The 20,985-nt window shown below is 53.2% G+C and carries 9 protein-coding genes, 3 pseudogenes and 1 CRISPR repeat array; of the genes and pseudogenes, 4 read left to right on the top strand and 8 right to left on the bottom strand.

The window, feature by feature from the left end; all coding sequences use genetic code 11:
* Positions 1 to 33 precede the first annotated feature (33 nt).
* Positions 34 to 546, top strand: a pseudogene (gene dsbB / locus ACSJJG_RS09405) (disulfide bond formation protein DsbB); the annotation flags it as partial.
* 466 nt (positions 547 to 1,012) lie between these two features.
* Positions 1,013 to 1,902: direct repeats of the CRISPR family, unit length 29 nt; unit sequence GTGTTCCCCGTGAGTACGGGGATAAACCG.
* Positions 1,903 to 1,958: 56 nt separating this feature from the next.
* Here the strand turns inward: dsbB and ACSJJG_RS09400 are convergent.
* Positions 1,959 to 2,102, bottom strand: a pseudogene (locus tag ACSJJG_RS09400) (IS110 family transposase); the annotation flags it as partial.
* A 90-nt stretch (positions 2,103 to 2,192) separates the two neighbouring features.
* Between ACSJJG_RS09400 and ACSJJG_RS09395 the strand changes: the two are divergent.
* Positions 2,193 to 2,348, top strand: coding sequence for a hypothetical protein (locus ACSJJG_RS09395; RefSeq protein ID WP_189758934.1), 156 nt, complete (start codon positions 2,193 to 2,195; stop codon positions 2,346 to 2,348).
* A 2-nt stretch (positions 2,349 to 2,350) separates the two neighbouring features.
* On the opposite strand, the gene ACSJJG_RS09390 is transcribed toward ACSJJG_RS09395, so the two are convergent.
* From ACSJJG_RS09390 to ACSJJG_RS09370, 5 genes and pseudogenes are all read right to left on the bottom strand, one after another.
* Positions 2,351 to 2,554: a hypothetical protein gene (locus ACSJJG_RS09390; protein WP_189758933.1), complete on the bottom strand. Its 204-nt coding sequence runs from the start codon at positions 2,552 to 2,554 to the stop codon at positions 2,351 to 2,353.
* Complete coding sequence (locus ACSJJG_RS09385; RefSeq protein WP_455570254.1) at positions 2,554 to 3,747, bottom strand: VENN motif pre-toxin domain-containing protein; 1,194 nt, start codon at positions 3,745 to 3,747, stop codon at positions 2,554 to 2,556. Before ACSJJG_RS09385 ends, ACSJJG_RS09390 begins: the two co-directional genes overlap by 1 nt.
* Before the next feature lie 437 nt (positions 3,748 to 4,184).
* Positions 4,185 to 4,913, bottom strand: a pseudogene (locus tag ACSJJG_RS09380) (hemagglutinin repeat-containing protein); the annotation flags it as partial.
* 169 nt (positions 4,914 to 5,082) lie between these two features.
* Complete coding sequence (locus ACSJJG_RS09375) at positions 5,083 to 5,322, bottom strand: hypothetical protein (RefSeq protein WP_189758930.1); 240 nt, start codon at positions 5,320 to 5,322, stop codon at positions 5,083 to 5,085.
* Positions 5,315 to 5,758: a hypothetical protein gene (locus tag ACSJJG_RS09370; RefSeq protein WP_189758929.1), complete on the bottom strand. Its 444-nt coding sequence runs from the start codon at positions 5,756 to 5,758 to the stop codon at positions 5,315 to 5,317. The genes ACSJJG_RS09375 and ACSJJG_RS09370 overlap by 8 nt, the downstream gene beginning before the upstream one ends.
* Here ACSJJG_RS09370 and ACSJJG_RS09365 point away from each other — a divergent pair.
* Both ACSJJG_RS09365 and ACSJJG_RS09360 read left to right on the top strand, forming a co-directional pair.
* Entirely contained in the window at positions 5,757 to 5,987 is a 231-nt protein-coding gene (locus ACSJJG_RS09365) for a hypothetical protein (protein ID WP_189758928.1), read from the top strand. The two genes, ACSJJG_RS09370 and ACSJJG_RS09365, sit on opposite strands and share 2 nt — an antisense overlap.
* A 103-nt stretch (positions 5,988 to 6,090) precedes the next feature.
* Positions 6,091 to 6,333, top strand: a complete 243-nt coding sequence (locus ACSJJG_RS09360) for a SymE family type I addiction module toxin (RefSeq protein ID WP_189758927.1) — start codon at positions 6,091 to 6,093, stop codon at positions 6,331 to 6,333.
* Positions 6,334 to 6,380: 47 nt separating this feature from the next.
* Here ACSJJG_RS09360 and ACSJJG_RS09355 read toward each other — a convergent pair whose 3' ends face one another.
* Positions 6,381 to 6,896, bottom strand: a complete 516-nt coding sequence (locus ACSJJG_RS09355) for a DUF2247 family protein (RefSeq protein ID WP_105399873.1) — start codon at positions 6,894 to 6,896, stop codon at positions 6,381 to 6,383.
* Entirely contained in the window at positions 6,893 to 20,950 is a 14,058-nt protein-coding gene (locus ACSJJG_RS09350; protein WP_193836314.1) for a hemagglutinin repeat-containing protein, read from the bottom strand. The genes ACSJJG_RS09355 and ACSJJG_RS09350 overlap by 4 nt, the downstream gene beginning before the upstream one ends.
* Positions 20,951 to 20,985 lie beyond the last annotated feature (35 nt).

Below are 20,985 nucleotides of genomic sequence, written 5' to 3'. Positions count from 1 at the left end.
AGTTATTTATATTGAAAAGATGGGAAGAAAAAAATGTTTCAATTTTTAAATCAGAGTTCCCAAGGGCGAGGCGCATGGATATTGATGGCATTGACAGCTCTTATCTTGGAAGCGACAGCACTCTATTTTCAACATGTGATGCAATTACAGCCTTGCGTAATGTGCATTTATGAGCGTGTTGCGTTGTTTGGTATTCTAGGTGCGGCGCTGCTCGGTGCAATCGCACCTAAAACGCCTTTGCGCTGGTTGGCGATCCTGCTGTGGATTTATAGCGCATGGCAAGGATTACAATTGGCATGGGATCACACCATGATGCAGTTATACCCTTCTCCGTTTAATACTTGTGAATTTTTTGTCCAATTCCCATCTTGGTTACCGTTGAATGATTGGCTACCCTCGGTGTTTCAGGCGTTTGGGGATTGTTCGATGAAACAGTGGGAATTTTTAACGCTGGATATGCCGCAATGGCTGATTGGCATTTTTGCCGCTTATCTGCTGGTGAGTATATTGGTGTTAATGAGCCAATTTTTTCGGATTCAGGATAGATTTAAGAGTAAAAAATTGCCCCCAAAGGAGTCGCTAAAGGCTCCTTTAATACCTTCTCTATATTCAGTTCTCTATCACAATAATAAAAAATGTGATCTGTATTGCAGCTGATAAATCAGAAAAAATGGAAAAGTAAATTTTACTGATTTATAGGCTGAAAAAATGGTAAACTTTTTAAGTTAAAAAAATATTTTATAAAACAGTCAGATAAAATTAGGGTGTTCCCCGTAAGCACAGGGATAAACCGCGTTCCTGCCAATACCGTTGTTGAGGGGTAATGTGTTCCCCGTAAGCACAGGGATAAACCGAAAATTATCCCTAACGAAATCAACAACCGGATGTGTTCCCCGTGAGTACGGGGATAAACCGGGAGGGGTAGGCGTTGACGGGATTAAACCTGGTTGGTGCTCCCCGCGGAGTACGGGGATAAACCGCGTCTACAAAGCAATTGCTATTCGTGAGGATCTGTGTTCCCCGTGAGTACGGGGATAACCGTCCAAGCGATAATTAAATCTTATGTGTTAAAAACAGTGTTCCCCGTGAGTACGGGGATAAACCGGCGAATGCTTGAATTTTCTGCACTCACAGTGATATTGCGTTCCCCGTGAGTACGGGGATAAACCGTTTTTAGGGTTACTGGACAGCGCCTGCACCTTGTGTTCCCCGTGAGTACGGGGATAAACCGCCATCGCGTCTGGCAATGCTGACCAGTTCGCAGTGTTCCCCGTGAGTACGGGGATAAACCGAATAATATTCATATAGTCTCCTTATCATATGAGTGTTCCCCGTGAGTACGGGGATAAACCGGTTATCTAATTCTGACCGCGCTGGAATATTTTGTGTTCCCCGTGAGTACGGGGATAAACCGTCTGATTCAAGTTTTTCTACGCGTGATTCCATGTGTTCCCCGTGAGTACGGGGATAAACCGTCATAACCGCTGCCATAGCTTCTGTTTTTGGCGTGTTCCCCGTGAGTACGGGGATAAACCGCGTTTAAAAAAAAGGAAATCACTTTTACCTAGGTGTTCCCCGTGAGTACGGGGATAAACCGCACTTAACGTTATTACAGATGCACAGGAGTAAGTGTTCCCCGTGAGTACGGGGATAAACCGGGTGCGCAGTTGGTGACAGAGGGCAAACTTCTGTGTTCCCCGTGAGTACAGGGATAAACCGGATATTCTGACCTTTGTTATTTACTTTAGCAGGTGTTCCCCGTGAGTACGGGGATAAACCGAAAAAATATTATCAGCAATTGGTGATACTGAAGTGTTCCCCGTGAGTACGGGGATAAACCGTTTTTCTCGCGATTAGGCTGTGTCTTGGCTTTGTGTTCCCCGTGAGTACGGGGATACGGTACGTTGTTCTACGATGAGTTGCTGGGCATTGCGCAGTGCCTTAATATCTTGTTGTTCTACCGTCTTGACTGGAACAAAATGGATGTCAGGTCGGCAGGCCATTTCGCAGATAGCCAGTGCATCCTTGGCATCATTTTTTTGATGATGACTGAAAGCCTTGACATGCTGGGTCGGCACAAGCCTGATGACAAATCCCACCATCGCCTGAAGGGTTCTACCCCAATAGTGAGAAGTGGCACAGGATCGTATTCATGAGATGTTCTCCCGCAATTCAGTGCATCGGAAAGAAAGATGACACTGTTTGCCGCTGAAAAAGGGGACGTCCATCACATCACTACAATCCCCGTACTCACGGGGAACACGCCGTGGGAAAATGGCGCTTATCTGGCTCGCTGGGAACAATTGACGGCTAAAGGGAAGACCCAGCGCTTGGGCTGGGATCTTTGAAGTCAAAGCCATCTAAAACGATATGCCAACCAAATTATTGCACCACCTCCTCCACCAACTAGGCTACCGAGTTTAATATTATGTAGCCAGTTGAGTTGATGAATACTTTTATCAGTTAAAAGCCATTCTCCCGATATTGCTATAAATGAAAATGACACCCCACATATAAATACCATAAAAAATAATGACGATAATGATGCTTTCATTAATTAGACTCCTTAACGTTTAAATCTTTCTTACTATTTTGGTTAATAAATTTCTCATTCATTTTTTCATCATTTATTTTTATGTCATCTGTCTTTTTATTATTCATGATATAACTACTCATAGCTGAACCGCCCATTTCTAATTCAAAAGAACCAGCAAAGCCACCCAATATCCCAGGAAGCGGACTCAAATTAACTTCCCCGGATATAAAATTGGAATACACAGGTTGTTCTGCATATTTCAACGCATTTTTGCTTGCTGGCATACCAAAGTAATTTTTAATTGCATTCGCTTCTAACTTGCTTGTGATTGCAGAACCAACCCCGTATCCTAGTGTTGTACCAAACGCAGCTCCAACCATTGCCGCCTCTGAGTTTTGTCCCGTCACTTGGCTACCAAAATACGCACTACCGACATTTAATTGCACATTCGAATGCAGTGACCGACCTGTCCCTGTCCAACCAGTGAAGCCAGCCAAGAATAAGCTCGTATAATCAAATTTATCACCGATATTTCCATTACCTACTTGAACAGCCGCATTCGCCCCCATACTCAGCCCAGTACCTACTACTTTAGCTCCTGTTGATGCATTTGAATTAAATAAAGAACGTCCTCCTGCTACCAAACCGCTTACATTTTCGGGTTCAGCAATGAAAGCACCTGCCCTGTCCCAATTGTCCGTATGCTTGTTACCGTATTCCACATCCTGACTATTGACATAAAGCACCGCATTTTTGACCTCTTCATTATCCAGCGAACCATACAACCATTTAGGTCTTGATGCTAGCGAACCATACAACCATTTAGGTCTTGATGCTGCCGAGATACCGCCATCTATTTTCAGCTTGTCTTCACCCGCTGCACATACCAATGAGTTTTCTTGGCAAGCCTTCTGATATCTTTCGGAGTTTTCCTTGTGTATTGCAGCATATTTGTCAATGACTGGCTGACAATCGCTGCCTGCGGCTTTACAAGCCGTCATTTCTTTATCAAAGGCACGCGCTTCATCAAAACTCAGGAAGTTATTCTCGACCGCGTTTCTCGCACCCTGCGCCCCGGTCACTCCACCTGCCGTAGAGTTAGTGGCCAGCCCTGCGGCAATCCCGCCTGCCAGTGTGGACAGGTTGCTGATGGTCTCTTTCTCTGCGGGTGATAGCTCGCCCGACGTCTTATCTGGGTACAATGCACTCATAATAGCAGAAGCGGCCAGTTCTCCGCTCACCGCACCGGTTGCCCCAGCAGTGGCAGAACCCCCTTTCATTTCGGCGATAACCCCGCCTAAGATCGCATGTGCCATCAGGTTGGTGGCTTTTTCTGCCGGCGTCAACTCATCATAGTGGTCTTTACCATTATAAGTCAGTGCCTTCACGCCATTGGTCAGATACGGCGCTGCGCCGCTGGCAATGGCCGATTGAATATCACCGCCCGCCAGCCCCTGCAACGCCCCAATAACCGCCGTCACCGCCTGACGCTGGCTGCTGCCGATATCGGCGCCCTGCTCTCTGATGGCACCGTCATAGGCTATCTTATACGCCCGATCAGCCACCGATTTCACATCGATGGCCTGACCTTCAGCCTTCAGTTGTTTTTCGGCATCCTTCTTCAGATCCAACTGTGTTTGCGGGCCTTTCAGTTTTTCCGTCGCGGCTTTCGTCGCCTTAATCGCTTCATGCGTATTGTAGATATCCATCATCTGGGTACCGATTTCAGCGATAGCCTGCGCCTGAGCCAGGCGTTGCTGCTCTTTTTCCTTATCAAAATCGGACTCAGGCCATTGGCGGCGTTATCGGTATCCCGGCTTAAGTCGGAAACATCCTGTTTCTGCTTATCCGCATCCCGCACCACAATCGTGCCGTCACTGACCGCCGCATGCGTGGTCGACGACTGGTTGCCACTCTTATTCGTGCCGGCCAGCAGGTTCGAGGCCATATTGGTGCCCAGCTGGCTGCCCACCGCACCGCAGGTACTGAAACCGACACTCTGGTGTTCGGTTTTGTACTCCGCCTTGTTCTGGATATCACTAAATCCAAGTGTGCCGGTGTCCAGCCGGTTTTTATCTTTCTCTGCTGTGCTGGCAATCACGGCGCCGTCAAGCTGGGTGTGTTCCCCCACCCTGATATCAAAGCCGCCCTTGCCGGCAAAGATGCCCGTTTGCTCGTTTACCGAATCAAACGTGCTGTGCAGCTTGTCACGGCTGGCATTGACACTGGCCGAACCGCTCATGGAACCATAGGTGAAGCTCGCCCCGGCGCTGGCATTTTCCTGCCTGCTGTCGTAGTTGTCCTTATCCTGTTCGCTGGCGAGATGTAAGTTGCGGCCCACATCGGCTGTCACACTCTCCCCGCTGACCTGTGCCCCTTTCGTTAGCCGAACAATCGTTGAATGAACCCCTGCCCTGGCCTGAGTAACCCGTTTAGCTAAATCCCAATGTTGTACTTATCTGATAAAGCAAGGTGAGATCACCGGACGCTTACAGAACAACTGACCACTAAAGGGAAGATCCCAGCACTTGGCTGGGATCTTAACGTCATTTACGTAGCTTATATTCTATAAACCAAGTCCCTATTCCGGCTACTAACCCTGCAATCACACTTGCTTTAAAAATTTTCTTCACATACTCAAACGAAAAAAGAAAATCTCCACCAATGAATAACCAAATAATGCACTTAACAGTACAGTAGATAAACAGTCCCATAAGGCACAGACTTACCACACATAAAATAGTTACAACAAGAAAATATTCAAATTGATTAATATTTTTATTCACTATCTTCCTCCTTGACATGCTTAATTCCTTCTTGAATCGAAGTGTTTGTTACCCCTGTTGTGCCAGTAGATTCCATATTTCCAACAGTGCCAGAAATCTTATTGACGTTTCCCTGAGCTTCTTTAATTTCACTTTGAATCAGAGAGTTTGTGATTTCTGTTGTAAAAGCGGCCCCCATATTTCCCACAACACCAGGTAATGGATGAGGTTTCATATCTTTCGAAAGTCCAAATTCCCCTTTTATTGCTCCGCCCTGCAATTTAGGGTTGTATTTTGGATCCCAGCCCCCGGATTTCCATAAGCCATATTGATTCCATCCATTGCTAATAATTTTACCTGAACCATATCCCAGGGCAGAACCTACACCTGAACTTACAGCACTTGTACCAATTGAAAATGGATCATCCCCTTTCAAAGCACTTGCCGCTGCTCCCATGCCGGCATTCCAGCCAACGGTCCCCCACATGATCGCTCAGGTATTACAAAGTAGCCTGGATGCACTCGTCGGGCTGGAACCGATGGCACCACCACAGATACATAATCCCCGTTTACAGGCGCTCGTGACTCAGATGGATTCTCTTTCGGATGAAGATCAGCAGGCGCTGATTGTATTAATGGACAGTTTACTTAAACGTTCCAAGATGACACAGTTACTGACATCGTAGAAGACATTTGCTACAGAAGAGACGACTTTTATCAACGCAGCATTACCGGGCGGCCACCCGGATAATGCTGCTAACCACAACCCACTATCAGAGGTAGTTAGCTATGGCTGAACGCGATTGTAATGTAAATTCAGGCAGTTCGAAAGCGCAACGCCGCTATAAGGTCGGCTATATCAGCCGATGTCACGCCGACCGGAACACCGGCATGACCCGCTATTACAGCCAGCATCCCAGCTTGCATCTTAAAGGCAACTGGCTGGAAAAAGCTGGGTTTACCACCGGACAGGCGGTGAATATCACCGTTGAACGGGGACAGTTGATTATCCAGCTTGTTGAGAATAATTGACGGCTAAAGGGAAGATCCCAGCGCTTAGACTGGGATCTGTATCAACTCTATTGCAATTGCTTAATCTCTCTATCTAACCAGTTACGATGCTTTTCTATTAATAGGTGGTAATTCTCGTCCGAATAATACTCTGTTGGTGAAAGATTATTACCAACACCTTGGACTATATTCGGTGAATCAACACTATCTCCCCAAAGGTTCCAAAACTCGTTTAATTTGAGAAGACCATATACGTAATCATCAGGCAATTCATTGAGTAATAGGATATATAAAGCGACATATCTCCATTTCCTTTCTGATAACTGTATATTTATATTTTTTTTATCACATATGACTTCTAAGCTATCGATCACTTCACGATTGATTTCTGTGCAAAATGCAGCTTCAGACACCTCGACCAGAATTGAATCAGACAGATCAAGTTTTGTTAATTCATTACATGCAAACTCACTTATATTAGGAGCAGATAAACGACCAACAGGGTTTCCCTTGGCTCCAAGAAAAATCATTCCCCAATCAAGTAATTCCATTTTTTTAGCTAACAAGTACATATCATTCATCATGGTTTTGATGGCACTCCATTCACTGTTCCGCCAGTAACAAACATTCTATGGCTTACACCACCTAATTTTGGATCTACTATCCACTCAAATCGTCCTTCAACCCCATTTAATTTTCCTGGCAATTGATAAAGAGTGGCTCCATTTTTCAATTTCGTTTGTGTTGCTAAGCCAGCATAATTGTCAACAATATCATTGAAACCATGAGCCTTAGCTACTGAAGGAAATTCTTGTGTCACTGTTGGCTTACTCCTATTCGGATAAACAGATATTTCTTTCCCATCAATATCAACAACAGTTTTATTAGGTAGTTGATCTACTTTATTTCCACTACCAGTTCCTTTCTCGCCACTCCCAACCCTTTGATGCTCTAATACGTCATTTTTGATTGTCTTGTCACTTGCAATGTTTTCTTTTCCATTAGGTAGTGACTTTCCATCAAACTTACCAACCGGATGCTCAACATTCGTCACCGTGCCCTTATCCTTCGGACTAAATTTCCCTTCTCCTACTTTCCATTGCGGTGATGAACCTTCGGCTTTGCTACCCGAAACAGGATTTTTAGCCAGTGCCAAGAATGCCTTAGCCGCCACATACTGCATCACCTTCGCTTCACTGGTCGGCACACCGCTGGCCACAATTTCAGCCGCTTTCTCCGGCGTCATTTTTTCATTGGACATCACCACATCCAACGGCACACCGAAGAAGTTCCCCCACGCCACAATCAGCCCTCTGGCCGGATCTTGCCCTTCAGGGTGCGTACCTCTCGCTTGTTTTGCCAACGCTTCCGACAATTCATCCGGGGTCGCCCCTTCCCTGAGCATTTGCATGGCGAGTGAACTCTGTGCCCGACCGTATTCCGCCATGCCTTTTGGCAAGCTCAGCGCATTATTCTCAATCGCGTTTTTGGCACTCTGCGCCCCATCCACACCGCCTGCCGTAGAATTGGTTGCCAGTCCGGCCGCTATTCCGCCGGCCAGTGTGGACAGGTTACTGACGGTTTCCTTCTCATCCGGTGAGAGATCGTTCGGATTTTTATCTCCGTACAGTGCATTAATAATAGCAGACGCCGCCAATTCCCCGCTCACCGCACCGGTTGCCCCGGCAGTGGCAGAACCCCCTTTCATTTCGGCGATAACCCCGCCTAAGATCGCATGTGCCATCAGGTTGGTGGCTTTTTCTGCCGGCGTCAACTCATCATAGTGGTCTTTACCATTATAAGTCAGTGCCTTCACGCCATTGGTCAGATACGGCGCTGCGCCGCTGGCAATGGCTGATTTGATATCGCCGCCCGCCAGGCCCTGCAACGCCCCGATGACCGCCGTCACCGCCTGACGCTGGCGGCTGCCGATATCGGCACCCTGCGCTTTGATGGCACCGTCATAAGCTATCTGATGCGCCCGATCAGCCACCGATTTCGCATCGGCGGGTTGACCTTCTGCCCTCAGTTGTTTTTCCGCAGCCTGTTTCAGTGTTTGCTGCGTTTGCGGGTCTTTCAGTTTTTCCGTCGCGGCTTTCGTCGCTTTAATCGCTTCGTTCGTATTGTAGATATCCATCACCTGGGTGCCGATGTCCGCGATAGCCTGCGCCTGAGCCAGGCGTTGCTGCTCTTTCTCTTTGTCAAAAATCGGACTCAGGCCATTGGCGGCGTTATCAGTATCCCGGCTTAAGTCAGCCACAGCCTGTGTCTGCTTATCGGCATCCCGCACCACAATCGTGCCATCACTGACCGCTGCATGTGTGGTCGACGACTGGCTGTCATGCTTATTGCTGCCAGCCAGCATATTTGAGGCCATATTGGTGCCCAGCTGACTGCCAACCGCACCGCCGGTACTGATACCGACACTTTGGTGCTCAGTTTTGTACTCCGCCTTGTTCTGGATATCACTAAAGCCCAGTGTGCCGGTGTCAAGTCGGTTTTTATCCTTATCCGCCGTGCTGGCCATCACCGCACCGTCAAGCTGGGTATGTTCCCCCACCTTGATATCAAACCCGCCCTTACCGGCAAAAATACCCGTTTGCTCGTTCACGGAATCAAACGTGCTGTGCAGCTTGTCGCGGCGGGCATTGACACTGGCGGAACCGTTCATCGAGCCGTAGGTGAAGCTCGCCCCGGCGCTGATATTTTCCTGTTTGGCATCATAATTGTCCTTATCCTGCTCACTTTGCAGGTGCAGGTTACGGCCAACATCAGCTGTCACTGTTTCCCCGCTGACCTGTGCCCCTTTAAGCCGCGTATCCTGCCCCGATTTCAGGCTGACCTGGTTACCGGCATCAAGCAGGGTTTCGGTATGGGTCACCCCGTCGCCGGTTTCGTGGCCTTTGCCCTTATTAACGCTGGCCGAGAATTTAATGCCGTAACCGCCCTGTCCGGCGGTCAGTCCCACGCCGACACTGCCGCCTTTACTGCTGTTTTCACCCCGCGTGGTCCGGGTGTTTTCAGCCGATTCCAGCACGATATCGCGTTTCGTCGCCATATCAATATCATGCCCGGCTTTCAGGCTGCTGCCTTTGACCCGAATATCGCCACTGTCAGAAACCGCATTGTCCCCGGTGGCTTTGATACGAATATCGCGCCCGGCACTCAGGCTGCTGCCCTGTGACTGCGTCTGTTCCGTGCGGGTTTCTGATTTCGCCGACTGGCGGCCATAAGAAAGCTGGATACCAATGGTGTCGGTGGGTTTTTCGGCATTACCGCCCGCCTGATTAATCGCGTCGGCTTTCGCGGATTCAGCCTCACTGCGCTGCCACGCCTGATAGCCCTGCGCCCCGGACAGCACCGACTGCGTGCCTTGCAGCGCTTTCAGCCGCCCGTCACCCGCTGTTTTGGCCTGCTGTGCCGTGCTGACCGCAGTATTGAGCGCACTGCCCACCGTGCCGGACAACGCCAGCGTCAGGCCGGACTGTTTCGACTCAAACGTCTCTGCCCGGCGACGTTTGTCCTGCCCCGGGTCAATCTGCACGCTGTCGCCGGTGAGACTGATATCCTGGCCGGCCACCAAATCGGTACCCCCGACCTGTACCCGGTTACCCGCCGTGATAGTCACATTGCCCTGGCTGCTGCCCACCGTGCTGACACTCTGGCTTTGGGTGGTGCCGTCTTCATTGATCTGATGACGGGTAGACTGACTGCCCACGGTGAAACCAATGCCCCCGCTGCTGAGCAGTCCACTCTTTTTCTTCTCTTCCAGCAAATAATGGGACTCGGTTTCGGTGGCCGCGTTCATCGCTACGTTATTACCCGCCTGCAAGGTCACCGCCTTATCCCCGGCGACCGCCGACCCGCTCACGGTCAGGTCATGGCCCGCCGTGATGCTGATGCTGTCGCCGCTGAGCAGGGTCCCTTTCTCGCGGGTGACGTGGTCTTGCTGTACCGTATGGTGGCTACTTTTCGACAGCATCCCCTTCTTATTTGCGCTGGATGCCGAGAACTGGTAATCACTTTCGGTGGCGCTGTCCAGTGTAATGTCTTGTTTCGCTTGCAATGCCAGCACCCCCTGCTCACTGTGCAGTGTGCTGCCGGTGACCGTGATATCCCCTTCACGCGCCCTCACCGAAACGCCGTCCCGCCCGCTGAAGGTGCTGCCCACGCTACGCTCGCTGACCGTCTCCATTTCCCGCTGGCTTTTCGTGCTGCCCTCACGCTTACGCTCACTGTCCTGATCCGCCACACGCTGACGCACGTCTTTAATGATAACCGCCTGGGCATTCAGACCGATATGCCCTGACCGGCTGTCAACCTGCGCGCCTTCGGCCGTCAGGTTTTCGCCCGCCTGAACCGTCACGCCCTGGTTACCGCTCAGGGTACTGAGATGCAGCCGTTCTTCCTCACGCTGGTTACTCACCGACGAGGTCCGGCTATTGGCTTCCAGTTGCGTGCGGTGGGTGGTACTTTCTGCCAGAATGCTCACGTTGCCGCCGGCCTGCACCCGGGCAGTACCGTCGGCTTTGGCCTGGCTCCCCTGCAACGTGATATCCTGCCCCGCACGCAGGCTGAGGTTACCCCCGGCATTCAGCGTACTGCCCAGCGCCTGTTGCCACTCGCCGCTGACGGTTGCCCTGCGTTTTCCGACCTCTTCCATGCCATCACTGGTGCGGTTACCCATGGCCCCGGCGATGACCTCAATGTTGCCCGTCGTGGTCCTTCTGGCGGCAGCAATATCCAGATTATTGCGGGCATTCAGGCTGAGGTGACGGGTGGCCTCCAGCTTCGCGCCGCGCAGCTGGATATCCCCCCCGCTCAGACTGAGCTCACGGGCGCTCATGGAGGCCTGGCGCAGGGCATCCTGCAGATGGGTGCTTAAGGTCAGGCTGTCCGCCTGTACGTCAATACTGTCTGCGCGGATATCCCCGCCCTGGTGCAGAAACTGCCCCGCGTCAATGTTCAGTGCCCGCTCGGCAAACAGGTTACCGGCGTTAGTGAGGCTGTTCGCTGACAGTTGCAGGTTACCCCCGCCAATCAGGGCACCCTGGCCGGTCAGCCGCAGCGTAGTGTTGGCCAGGTAAACCTTGGGGGTCCATACCGTCTGCGGGCCACTGGCAGTCTCAACCGTCTCGCTCACCAGCCAGACGATATCCTGCTGCAACGCCGCGATCTGGGCCGGCGTCAGTGCCACGCCCGGCACCAACTGGAAGTCGTTGGCCACCTTCGTCCCATTGTTCATCAGGGTCTGGTACTGCGCCATCGCATCTTCACCGCGCACGGAAGGCCGCCCCGTCAGCTTGAGTATCTGCTCACGCACCAGGCGTTGCTCATAAAAGCCGTCACCCAGCCGTTTATGCACCTGCGCTGGGTCATACCCTACCCGCTGCAACAGGTAATCGCTGCTGATAAACCGGGTCCGGCTGGTAAAGCGTTCATCCGTTACCACCAGATAAGGACTGCCTTCTGCCGGGTGCTGACGGAACAGACCGTTATTGGGCACAAAGGGGGCAACCCGGTCAAGTTGTTGCTGACGGGTCAGTGCCAGTTCAGCCGGCGTCAGGGGACGTTCGATCGGCCTGAGGGGCTGGTCGGCCGGGGTGAGTTCCCGCTTGAGCAGCGTGAGCAATTGCGCGTCCGAGATGAGGGGGTGATCGACCGGTGTGAATACCCGCTTAAGCGGTGTGAGCCATTGATCATCCGGTGTGACAGGGTGGTCGGTCGACGTGGGTTCTCGCTTAAGCAGCGTGAGTAATTGATCACCCGGTATAACAGGGTGGTCGGTCGACATGAGTTCTCGCTTAAGCAATGTGAGCCATTGATCGTCCGATAAGTGAGATTGGTCGATCGACGTCAGTGCCCGCTTAAGCGGCGTAAGCAGCTGGTTAACCAACACCAGTTGACTGCCCTTCTCTTGCCACGCCACGCCCTCCACCGTTACCGCCAGCGGGTTACGTTCCCATTCCGCCCGCTCGGCTTCCGCCGCCTGCTGGGCGGCCTCAACCACGCTGATTTGCGCCGGGTTGACCGTGGTATTTTCCAGCTGTGCGCCGTTGATGGCGACATCGCCGTGCCCGGTCATGATCGCATCAATGGTCGCCAGTGCGACAGTTTCATCACTGTGGTGCTTCGGATACCAGTGCCGGGTATCCCGGTCGTAATGGTCGACCAGGAATTCCTGACGCCGTTCATTCACGGAATAGCCCCGGTTGGTGACCTTGCCGTCACCTTTCGTCAGCAGGTCGCCGTTGGCACTGACGGTGCTGGCATCATTCAGCAGTTCGTCCGTAATCCGCAGCGTCATGTTGCCCCCCGCCAGAATATGGGCACCGATACCTTCGGACACCAGTTTGTCCCGCGTCACCGTGCCGGTGGCCGAGCGTTCACGGAAGTTATTGTAATCATCTACAAACGGCACATGAGCAATGTCGAGATGTTTCTCCGGGTCCCACTGCTCAAGCCGTCCCCGGTTGTGCTCGCGCCAGACCGTGTTGTGATAAGGGGTTGGCACCGTATTCTGGCGATGACCGCGCGTCTCATAGAACGTCATCGCGTAACTACCGTCGCGATCCGGCGTCAGTGCCAGATAATTCACCCACAATTCATAGGGTTGTCCTTTATGATCCTTGACGCGAACCTGGGCACGCTTACCGGCCGCATCAATGGCCAGCAGAGTGCCGTAACGGTTGTTTTCCACCGCGGCGTCATCGCGGAATGTCAAGCGCTGGGTGGTGGGCGCCATAGTATTTTTGTCGCGATTCACCCCCGAAGCGTAAGAGCGCCAATAGTAGTTATAACGGTGCCATTGGGTTTCGCCTTTTTCTGCCTCGCGCACGATTTCAAGCCCTTCGCGCAGGTTATTCAACCGGTTGGCTTCAATCGACACATTCCCGTCGGCCTCAATGCGGCTCGCTTTGTTCTCAATCAAGTCATCACTGGCCAGGTGCAGGGTGTCAGCACTGTAAATCAGGCTGCCATCCCGATTGGTCAGACGCTCACCGGCCTGCAAATCCAGGCGTTCCGTCGCGGCAATTACCGCGTTTTGCCCGTGGTTGTCGATAACCCGGCTGCGCACAGTGATAACATCTCCCATCACCGTGTCTGTGTTATCCAGCGTATCACTGGTGAGTGTCATGCTGTCGGCTTCCAGGCGCTTTTCGTTGCGCAGGATGCCGGTCGTCAGCTGCAATGTTTTCCCGGCCAGCATCCCCTGGTTGATGAAGTGGGTACTGTCGACGATCAGGTGACTGGGCAACAGCCAGTCGGCCAGGTTAGTCAGCGTCCCGCCCACCGAGAAGGTCAGCGCGCCATTACTGCTAATGGTATCCCCCATGCGGTGGGTGTAATCCTGCTGCACGGCCAGTGTCAATCCTTGCTGGCTGAGCAATGTCCCGCCTGTGTTATCCAGGGCGCGTGTATTGACCGTCAGCTGTCCCCCGCTCTGGACGAGTCCACCCTGATTGAACAACGCCAGCACAGACGGGGTGCCCGCATTGAGGTCGAGTGCGCCATTGGCACGGATCTTCCCCTGCCGGTTGACCAGCTTGTCGAGGTTTGACAGTGTCAACGAGCCGGTACTTTGCAAACGTCCTGCCGTGTTGTCCAGCTCACGGGTTGTCACTGCGGTGTGCGTTGTCCCCAGCAACAAGCCGCCATCATGATTGTTCACCCGGTCACTGTGCACAACCAACGCGTTCTGGCTGGTAATTTTCCCTTGCCCGTGGTTATTGAGTGTTTGACTGTCGATCCGCATCGATCCGGTGGCAATCAGCTGTCCGGTCTGATTGTTTATCGCGTCCCCCTTAAAGGTCAGGGTGCCGCCGCCATGGATTTTTCCCTGCTGGTTATTGAGCACATTGATGCGGTAAATGCCGTTACCCCGGCTGATAAACGTCCCATCCGGGTTATCAAGCTGATCGGCGGTGACGTCAAGCGTGCCCAGACTATTGAACAGTCCCTGCCGGTTGTTGACCTGCCCGGCAGAGATCCTCTGGTCACCATTGCTTCTCAGCGTTCCTCCGGTATTATCCAAAAGTTCCTGAATGCGCAGCCCAAGCTGCCGCTGACTGCTTATCGAACCGGTGCCATTCAGCAATGACCGGGCATTAAGCTGCATCTCTCCGTTGCTTTGCAGTTTACCGTCACGGTTATCCAGCCTACCGTTTAAGTTCAGCCGCACCGATTTCTGGCTGTCAATCAGGCCGTCAGTGTTGTCCAGACTCTGCGCCGTGACAACGAGGTCGCCGTCCGCCAGCAGTTTCCCGCCCACGTTCTGCACACGGCCGGCCGCCGATCCCTCGGTAGCGCCCTGCACATCCAGCCGCCCCAGGGCGCTGATTTTACCTTCCTGGTTATTAATCTCCTGTGCCGAGCGCAGCATCAGCGCACCTGCTGACGCCAGTGCGCCTTTCTGATTGTCCAGCGTGCTGACGGCCAGCAGGGCATCCTGCAGGCTCGACACACTGCCCTTCTGGTTGTCAAACTGGCCAGCCGTGGCGGACCAGCCCCCCTGGGTGCCTATCCATCCCTGCGTATTCAGGATGTTTTCCGCACGCAGGGATTGCGCCAGCTTACTGAAGATATAGCCCTGGCTGTTATCCAGTGCCCGGGTGACGTGCATATCCAGCTTGTCCAGCACCTGAATTTTTCCCTGTGCATTGAGGAAGCTCAGCGCATTCACCGTGCTGTGCCCGCCGCTGGTCAGTTCTCCCCCCTGATTATCCCAACGGCCCGTCAGATCCAACTTCAGCCCCTGTTTGCCCTGAATCTCACCTTTCTCTCGGTTGGTCAGTTGTCCGCCCCTCAGTGACATCACGCCTTCGCTATACAACGTCCCCGCGTCATTGTTCAGTAAGCTGTCCGAACCACCCTGCCAACGCAGATGTTGCTTTGCTGACAGTTTACCCGCCTGATTAATGACATCGCCTACACTATTGAGCGTCAGATCACCGCCTGATAACAGGTTGCCGCCGGTGTTATCTATACTGTGGGTGGAGACGATCACCTGCTTGCCGCCTTGTGCGGTACCGCCACGGTTATCCCAGTGACCCTCCGTATGGATATCCAGTGTGTCACCGGCCTCGATAAATCCCTGCTGATTATCAATCGCCTGCTGGATATCAAACCGCAGGTTCCCCAAGCTGACCAGATTACCTTGGGTATTCTTCAGGTGCTGTGCCGTCAGTTGCAGATAATTGCCCTGCATGTTTCCAGACTGGTTATCAATGCTGCCAGCGGCCTTCACGGTCAGTTGTTGATCAGAAAACAGCTTGCCCTGGCCGTTTTGAATATCGCCCCCCGACGTCACGTTTAATGCAGACAGCCCCTGCAATGTACCGCTCTGGTTATCGATATTGCCCGTCGTATTCACGATTAATGCATGATCCGCCAACAAATTACCGCCGCTGTTATTGATATAGTGGGCGGAGACATCGACCTGCCTGCCGCCTTGTGCGGTGCCGTTGCGGTTATCCCAGTTGCCCTGGGTACGAATATCCAGAGCGTCAGCCGCTTCGAAAAGGCCGCGTTGGTTATCAATCGCCTGCCGGATATCAAGCTTCAGGCGTCCCTTGCTGATGACCTTGCCCTTCGTATTATCCAGGCGTGATGCCGTCAGCTGTAGGTGTTCACCTTCGATCTCCCCGGATTGGTTATTGATGCTGTCGGCGGCGTTCAGGGTCAGCTTTTGCCCGGCCGACAGTTTGCCGTCACTGTTATCCATGCTACGGGCGGAAACGTCAACCTGTTTGCCGCCTTGTAGGGTACCGCCGTGGTTATTCCAGTGGCCATCCGTGTGGATATCCAGTGCGTCACCCGCCTTGATTGACCCACGCTGATTATCAATCGTCTGCTGGATATCAAGCTGCAAATGCCCCTTGCTGGCGATCTTACCTTCCGTATTCGTCAGCGCCTGTGCCGTCAGTTCCAGTGCTTCGCCCTGGATGTCGCCGGACTGGTTATCGATACTACCGACGGCCTTCAAGGTCAGCGCCTGACCGGACAACAATTTGCCCTGACCATTTTGGATATCACCTCCCGACGTCACGTTCAAGGCGGACAGCCCCTGCAACGTGCCACGCTGGTTATCGATATTGCCCGTCGTGTTCACGGTCAGGGCTTGCTCAGCCAACAATTTGCCGTCACTGTTATCGATATGGCGTGCGGAGACATCAACCTGTTTGCCGCCTTGTGCGGTGCCGCTGCGGTTATCCCAGTTGCCCTGGGTACGAATCTCCAGGACGTCAGCCGCATCAAGAAGCCCGTGCTGATTATCAATCGACTGATGACTATCAAGCCGCAAACGGCCCTGGCTGACGATCTTACCCTGTGCATTATTCAGGTGCTGCGCCGTCAATTGCAGCGTTTCGCCCTGGATGTCCCCGGACTGGTTATCGATATTATCGGCGGCGTTCAGGGTCAGCTTTTGCCCGGCCGACAGTTTGCCGCCACTGTTATCAATGCCATGGGCGGAGACGTCAACCTGTTTGCCGCCTTGTACGGTGCCGCCGTGGTTATTCCAGTGGCCATCCGTGTGGATATTCAGGACATCATCGGCCTTAATGAGCCCGTGCTGATTATCAATGCCCTGACTGATATCAAGCTGCAAATGCCCCTGGCTGACGATATTACCTTTTGTATTGGTCAGTTTCTGTGCCGTCAGCGCCAGCGCTTTACCCTGGATATTACCGGACTGGTTATCGACGCTGCCGGTCGCTTTCAGGATCAGTGCCTGACCGGAAAACAGCTTGCCCCCGCCATTTTGGATATCCCCCCCTGACGTCACGTTCAAGGCGGCCAGCCCCTGCAACGTGCCGCGCTGGTTATCGATATTGTCAGTCGTGTTCACGATCAGTGTTTGATCAGCCAGCAGCTTGCCGTCGCTGTTATCGATATGGCGTGCAGAAACATCAACCTGTTTGCCACCTTGAGCGGTCCCGCTGCGGTTATCCCAGTTGCCCTGGGTGCGAATATCCAGGGCATCAGCCGCATCAAGCAGCCCGTGCTGATTATCAATCGACTGATGACTATCAAGCCGCAAACGGCCCTGGCTGACGATCTTACCCTGTGCATTGTTCAGGTGCTGCGCCGTCAATTGCAGCGCTTCGCCCCGGATGTCCCCGGACTGGTTATCGATATTATCGGCGGCGTTCAGGGTCAGCTTTTGCCCGGCCGACAGTTTGCCGCCGCTGTTATCAATGCCATGGGCAGAGACGTCAACCTGTTTGCCGCCTTGTACGGTGCCGCCGTGGTTATTCCAGTGGCCATCCGTGTGGATATTCAGGACATCATCGGCCTTAATGAGCCCGTGCTGATTATCAATGCCCTGACTGATATCAAGCTGCAAATGCCCCTGGCTGACAATATTACCTTTTGTATTGGTCAGTTTCTGCGCCGTCAGCGCCAGCGCTTTGCCCTGGATATTACCGGACTGGTTATCGACGCTGCCGATCGCTTTCAGGGTCAGTGCCTGACTGGACAACAGCTTACCCTCGCCATTTCGGATATCACCCCCTGACGTCACGTTCAAGGCGGACAGCCCCTGCAACGTGCCGCGCTGGTTATCGATATTGCCCGTCGTGTTCACGGTCAGGGCTTGATCAGCCAGCAGTTTGCCGTCGCTGTTATCGATGTGATGGGCGAAGACATCAATCTGTTTGCCGCCTTGTACGGTTCCGCTGCGGTTATCCCAGTTGCCCTGGGTGAGAATATCCAGGGCGTCAGCCGCATCAAGAAGCCCGTGCTGATTATCAATCGATTGATGACTATCAAGCCGCAAACGGCTCTGGCTGACGATTTTACCCTGTGCATTATTCAGGTGCTGCGCCGTCAATTGCAGCGCTTCGCCCCGGATGTCCCCGGACTGGTTATCGATATTATCGGCCACGTTCAGGGTCAGCGCTTGGGCGGCCGACAGTTTGCCGTCACTGTTATCAATGCTATGGGCGGAGACATCAACCTGTTTGCTGCCCTGAGCAGTGCCGCCACGGTTATCCCAGTGACCCTCCGTGTGGATATTCAGTGCATCATCAGCTTTAATGAGTCCGTGCTGATTATCAATGTCCTGACTGATATTAAGCTGCAAATGCCCCTGGCTGACAATATTACCTTTTGTATTCGTCAGTTTCTGTACCGTCAGTTCCAGCGCTTTGCCCTGGATATTGCCGGACTGGTTATCGACGCTGCCAGTCGCTGTCAGGGTCAGCGCCTGACCGGACAACAGCTTGCCTTCACCATTTTGGATATCGCCCCCCGACGTCACGTTCAAGGCGGACAGCCCCTGCAACGTGCCGCGCTGGTTATCGATATTGCCCGTCGTGTTCACGGTCAGTGCTTGATCAGCCAACAGTTTGCCGTCACTGTTATCGATGTGATGGGCGGAGACATCAATCTGTTTGCCGCCTTGAGCGGTTCCGCTGCGGTTATCCCAGTTGCCCTGGGTGAGAATATCCAGGGCGTCAGCGGCATCAAGAAACCCGTGCTGATTAACCAGCGACTGCCGGATGTCAAGCTTCAGACGCCCCTGGCTGACGACCTTACCTTCCGTATTAGTCAGGTTATGTGCCGTCAGCAACAAGTGTTCACTCCGCATCTCTCCGGACAGGTTATCAATACTGCCAGAGGCCTTCACCGTCAGCTGTTGGCCAAACAGTTTGCCCTGTGAATTCTTAATATCCGCGCCCGATGTCACGTCCAATGTTAACGGACTCTCCAATAGACCGCCCTGATTATCAATGTTGCGCTCAGCCTTCACTGTCAGTCGTTGGCCGGACAGCAGCTTACCCTCGCTGTTATTGATATCGTCTCCCGATATGATGTCCAATGCCGCTTGACTCTGTAACGTGCCGCGCTGGTTATTCAGGCTGCCGGTATCAAGCCGCAGGTCACCGTTATTACCCAGCAGGCCGTCGGTATTGTTCAGCAATCCGCTCACTTGCCAGTGTTGCACCGTCTTGTCAAGCGCCACCAGATGCCCCTGCTGGTTGTTCAAGGAACCGGCATTCAGGTTAAGTTGTGGCGCTTCAATGCGGCCACCGGTGTTATCCAGTACCCCGGCCAGCGCAAAACGGCTTTCCCCGGCTTCCACCTGAGACCAGACTGCCTTCTGGTTGAACAGATTGTTGGCATCTATCTCCCAACGTCCGACACGTACCTGTGCCTGTTGCGCGTCGATATTGCCCGGGGTTTTCACGGTCAGCTGTTGACTGTCAATTTTGGCCTGTTGCAGGGCAACGCCACCGGCTTGTGCGCCAATCTTAGCCCGGCTGGCCGCCAGTTGGCTTTGACTGATATCCACCCGGTGACCGGTCACTTTGATATCGCCCAGACTGAGCAAATGGCCGCTGGCCTGGATATTCCCCTGACTGTTCAGCGTCAAATTCGCCTTATGCTTCAGCGTACTGTTGATATCGCTGCCGGCCAGCACATGCCCGCGGCTCTGAATACCCCGAGCCGACGTCAACCGAATATCGCCCACTGCCGCTAGGGTGCCGGACTGCTGAATGTCACCGTCACGGCTCTGTACCGCAAGCTGCCCGCCACTGTGTAGTTTGCCGTGATGTTCAATACCGTCCCGGGCAGTCAAGGTCACATCCCCCACCACTTGGGTGACTGGCTCTTTCTCTTCTCTCGATTGCCAGCTAAGCCGGCCTTCACTGCTGACGGTCAACATTTTTCCCGCCTGCAAGTGCCCGCCCTGATTACGCACACCGACGCCCGCTTCCGTGCCTATCATACGGATATAACCGCTGTACATGCCACCCATCTGCCCCATGTCTATCGCCAGTTCGGGCTTTTTGTCATCTGCGGCTAGTGGCGTCACTGTTTTGCTGTCAGCACTGATGCGATTACGCCCCGCCACCACGGCAAGTTCCGCTTTTGCCCAGACACCGGCATTCACCTTCACCGCCCGCGCCAGAATATCAACATAACCGGTATCATGGCGCGGGTCACCATTGAGTCCACCGCCCTCAATGCTCACCACGCCTCGTTCGACCTGATACCCAGCCAGACTACCGTCAGCGTTCAACTGCGGCTTGCCGGTAGTCAGAGTCATGCGCCCGGCATTAATGGTGCCACAGCCGTTGCACACAATCCCCGACGGGTTAGCCACAATCACCTGTGCCCGCCCACCAGCCACTTCCAGAAATCCCCGCAGCTGGCTGGGCTTATCGCTGTTGACTTCATTAATAATAAACCGAGCCGGCGCGGCATTGGGATCAAGGCGGGGGTTACCCTGTATCATCCCGGCTAGTTGGGTAGAGGTCATCAGCGCCGAATTGTTAAGGATGGCACCTCGTTGGCCGACATCAAACTGCTGGTAGGGGTTATGTGATACGCCGGCCTGATTGGGCGCATTGATATTGACCTGCGGCAGACCATTCTGAGTGGTTATCACTTCCGGACGCTGGCCAGATGGTACCTGCCTGTCAGCGATAATACCGTCAGCCAACGCCTGCCCAGCAAACAGTGCCGCCCCCAACAGCCACACCGCGCGGCGCACCGTCACCCATAAGCGCGATGCACCGATACCACGACGCTGCCCGGGTGCGGTACTGCAACTGCGGGCCAGTTCCGATACCACCCGCAATTCACCGTGCGTGCGGCTGTAGATAAGGCAATAACACTGTTTGTTCATAAATCCTGTCCGTCCAGGTCAAATAAATAAACGCA

The sequence above is a fragment of the Xenorhabdus sp. SGI 60 genome (genome assembly GCF_056632175.1).
Note: the sequence above shows the minus strand (reverse complement) of the source record. Positions and strands in the feature narration are given on the sequence as shown.

What these genes read in the sequence shown, in the direction of transcription:
- ACSJJG_RS09355 (WP_105399873.1), bottom strand. Translation starts at nt 6,896, where the DNA reads ATGATGAATGATATGTACTTGTTAGCTAAAAAAATGGAATTACTTGAT.
- ACSJJG_RS09385 (WP_455570254.1), bottom strand. Translation starts at nt 3,747, where the DNA reads ATGAGTGCATTGTACCCAGATAAGACGTCGGGCGAGCTATCACCCGCA.
- ACSJJG_RS09360 (WP_189758927.1), top strand. Translation starts at nt 6,091, where the DNA reads ATGGCTGAACGCGATTGTAATGTAAATTCAGGCAGTTCGAAAGCGCAA.
- ACSJJG_RS09390 (WP_189758933.1), bottom strand. Translation starts at nt 2,554, where the DNA reads ATGAAAGCATCATTATCGTCATTATTTTTTATGGTATTTATATGTGGG.
- ACSJJG_RS09370 (WP_189758929.1), bottom strand. Translation starts at nt 5,758, where the DNA reads ATGGGAGCAGCGGCAAGTGCTTTGAAAGGGGATGATCCATTTTCAATT.
- ACSJJG_RS09395 (WP_189758934.1), top strand. Translation starts at nt 2,193, where the DNA reads ATGACACTGTTTGCCGCTGAAAAAGGGGACGTCCATCACATCACTACA.
- ACSJJG_RS09365 (WP_189758928.1), top strand. Translation starts at nt 5,757, where the DNA reads ATGCCGGCATTCCAGCCAACGGTCCCCCACATGATCGCTCAGGTATTA.
- ACSJJG_RS09350 (WP_193836314.1), bottom strand. Translation starts at nt 20,950, where the DNA reads ATGAACAAACAGTGTTATTGCCTTATCTACAGCCGCACGCACGGTGAA.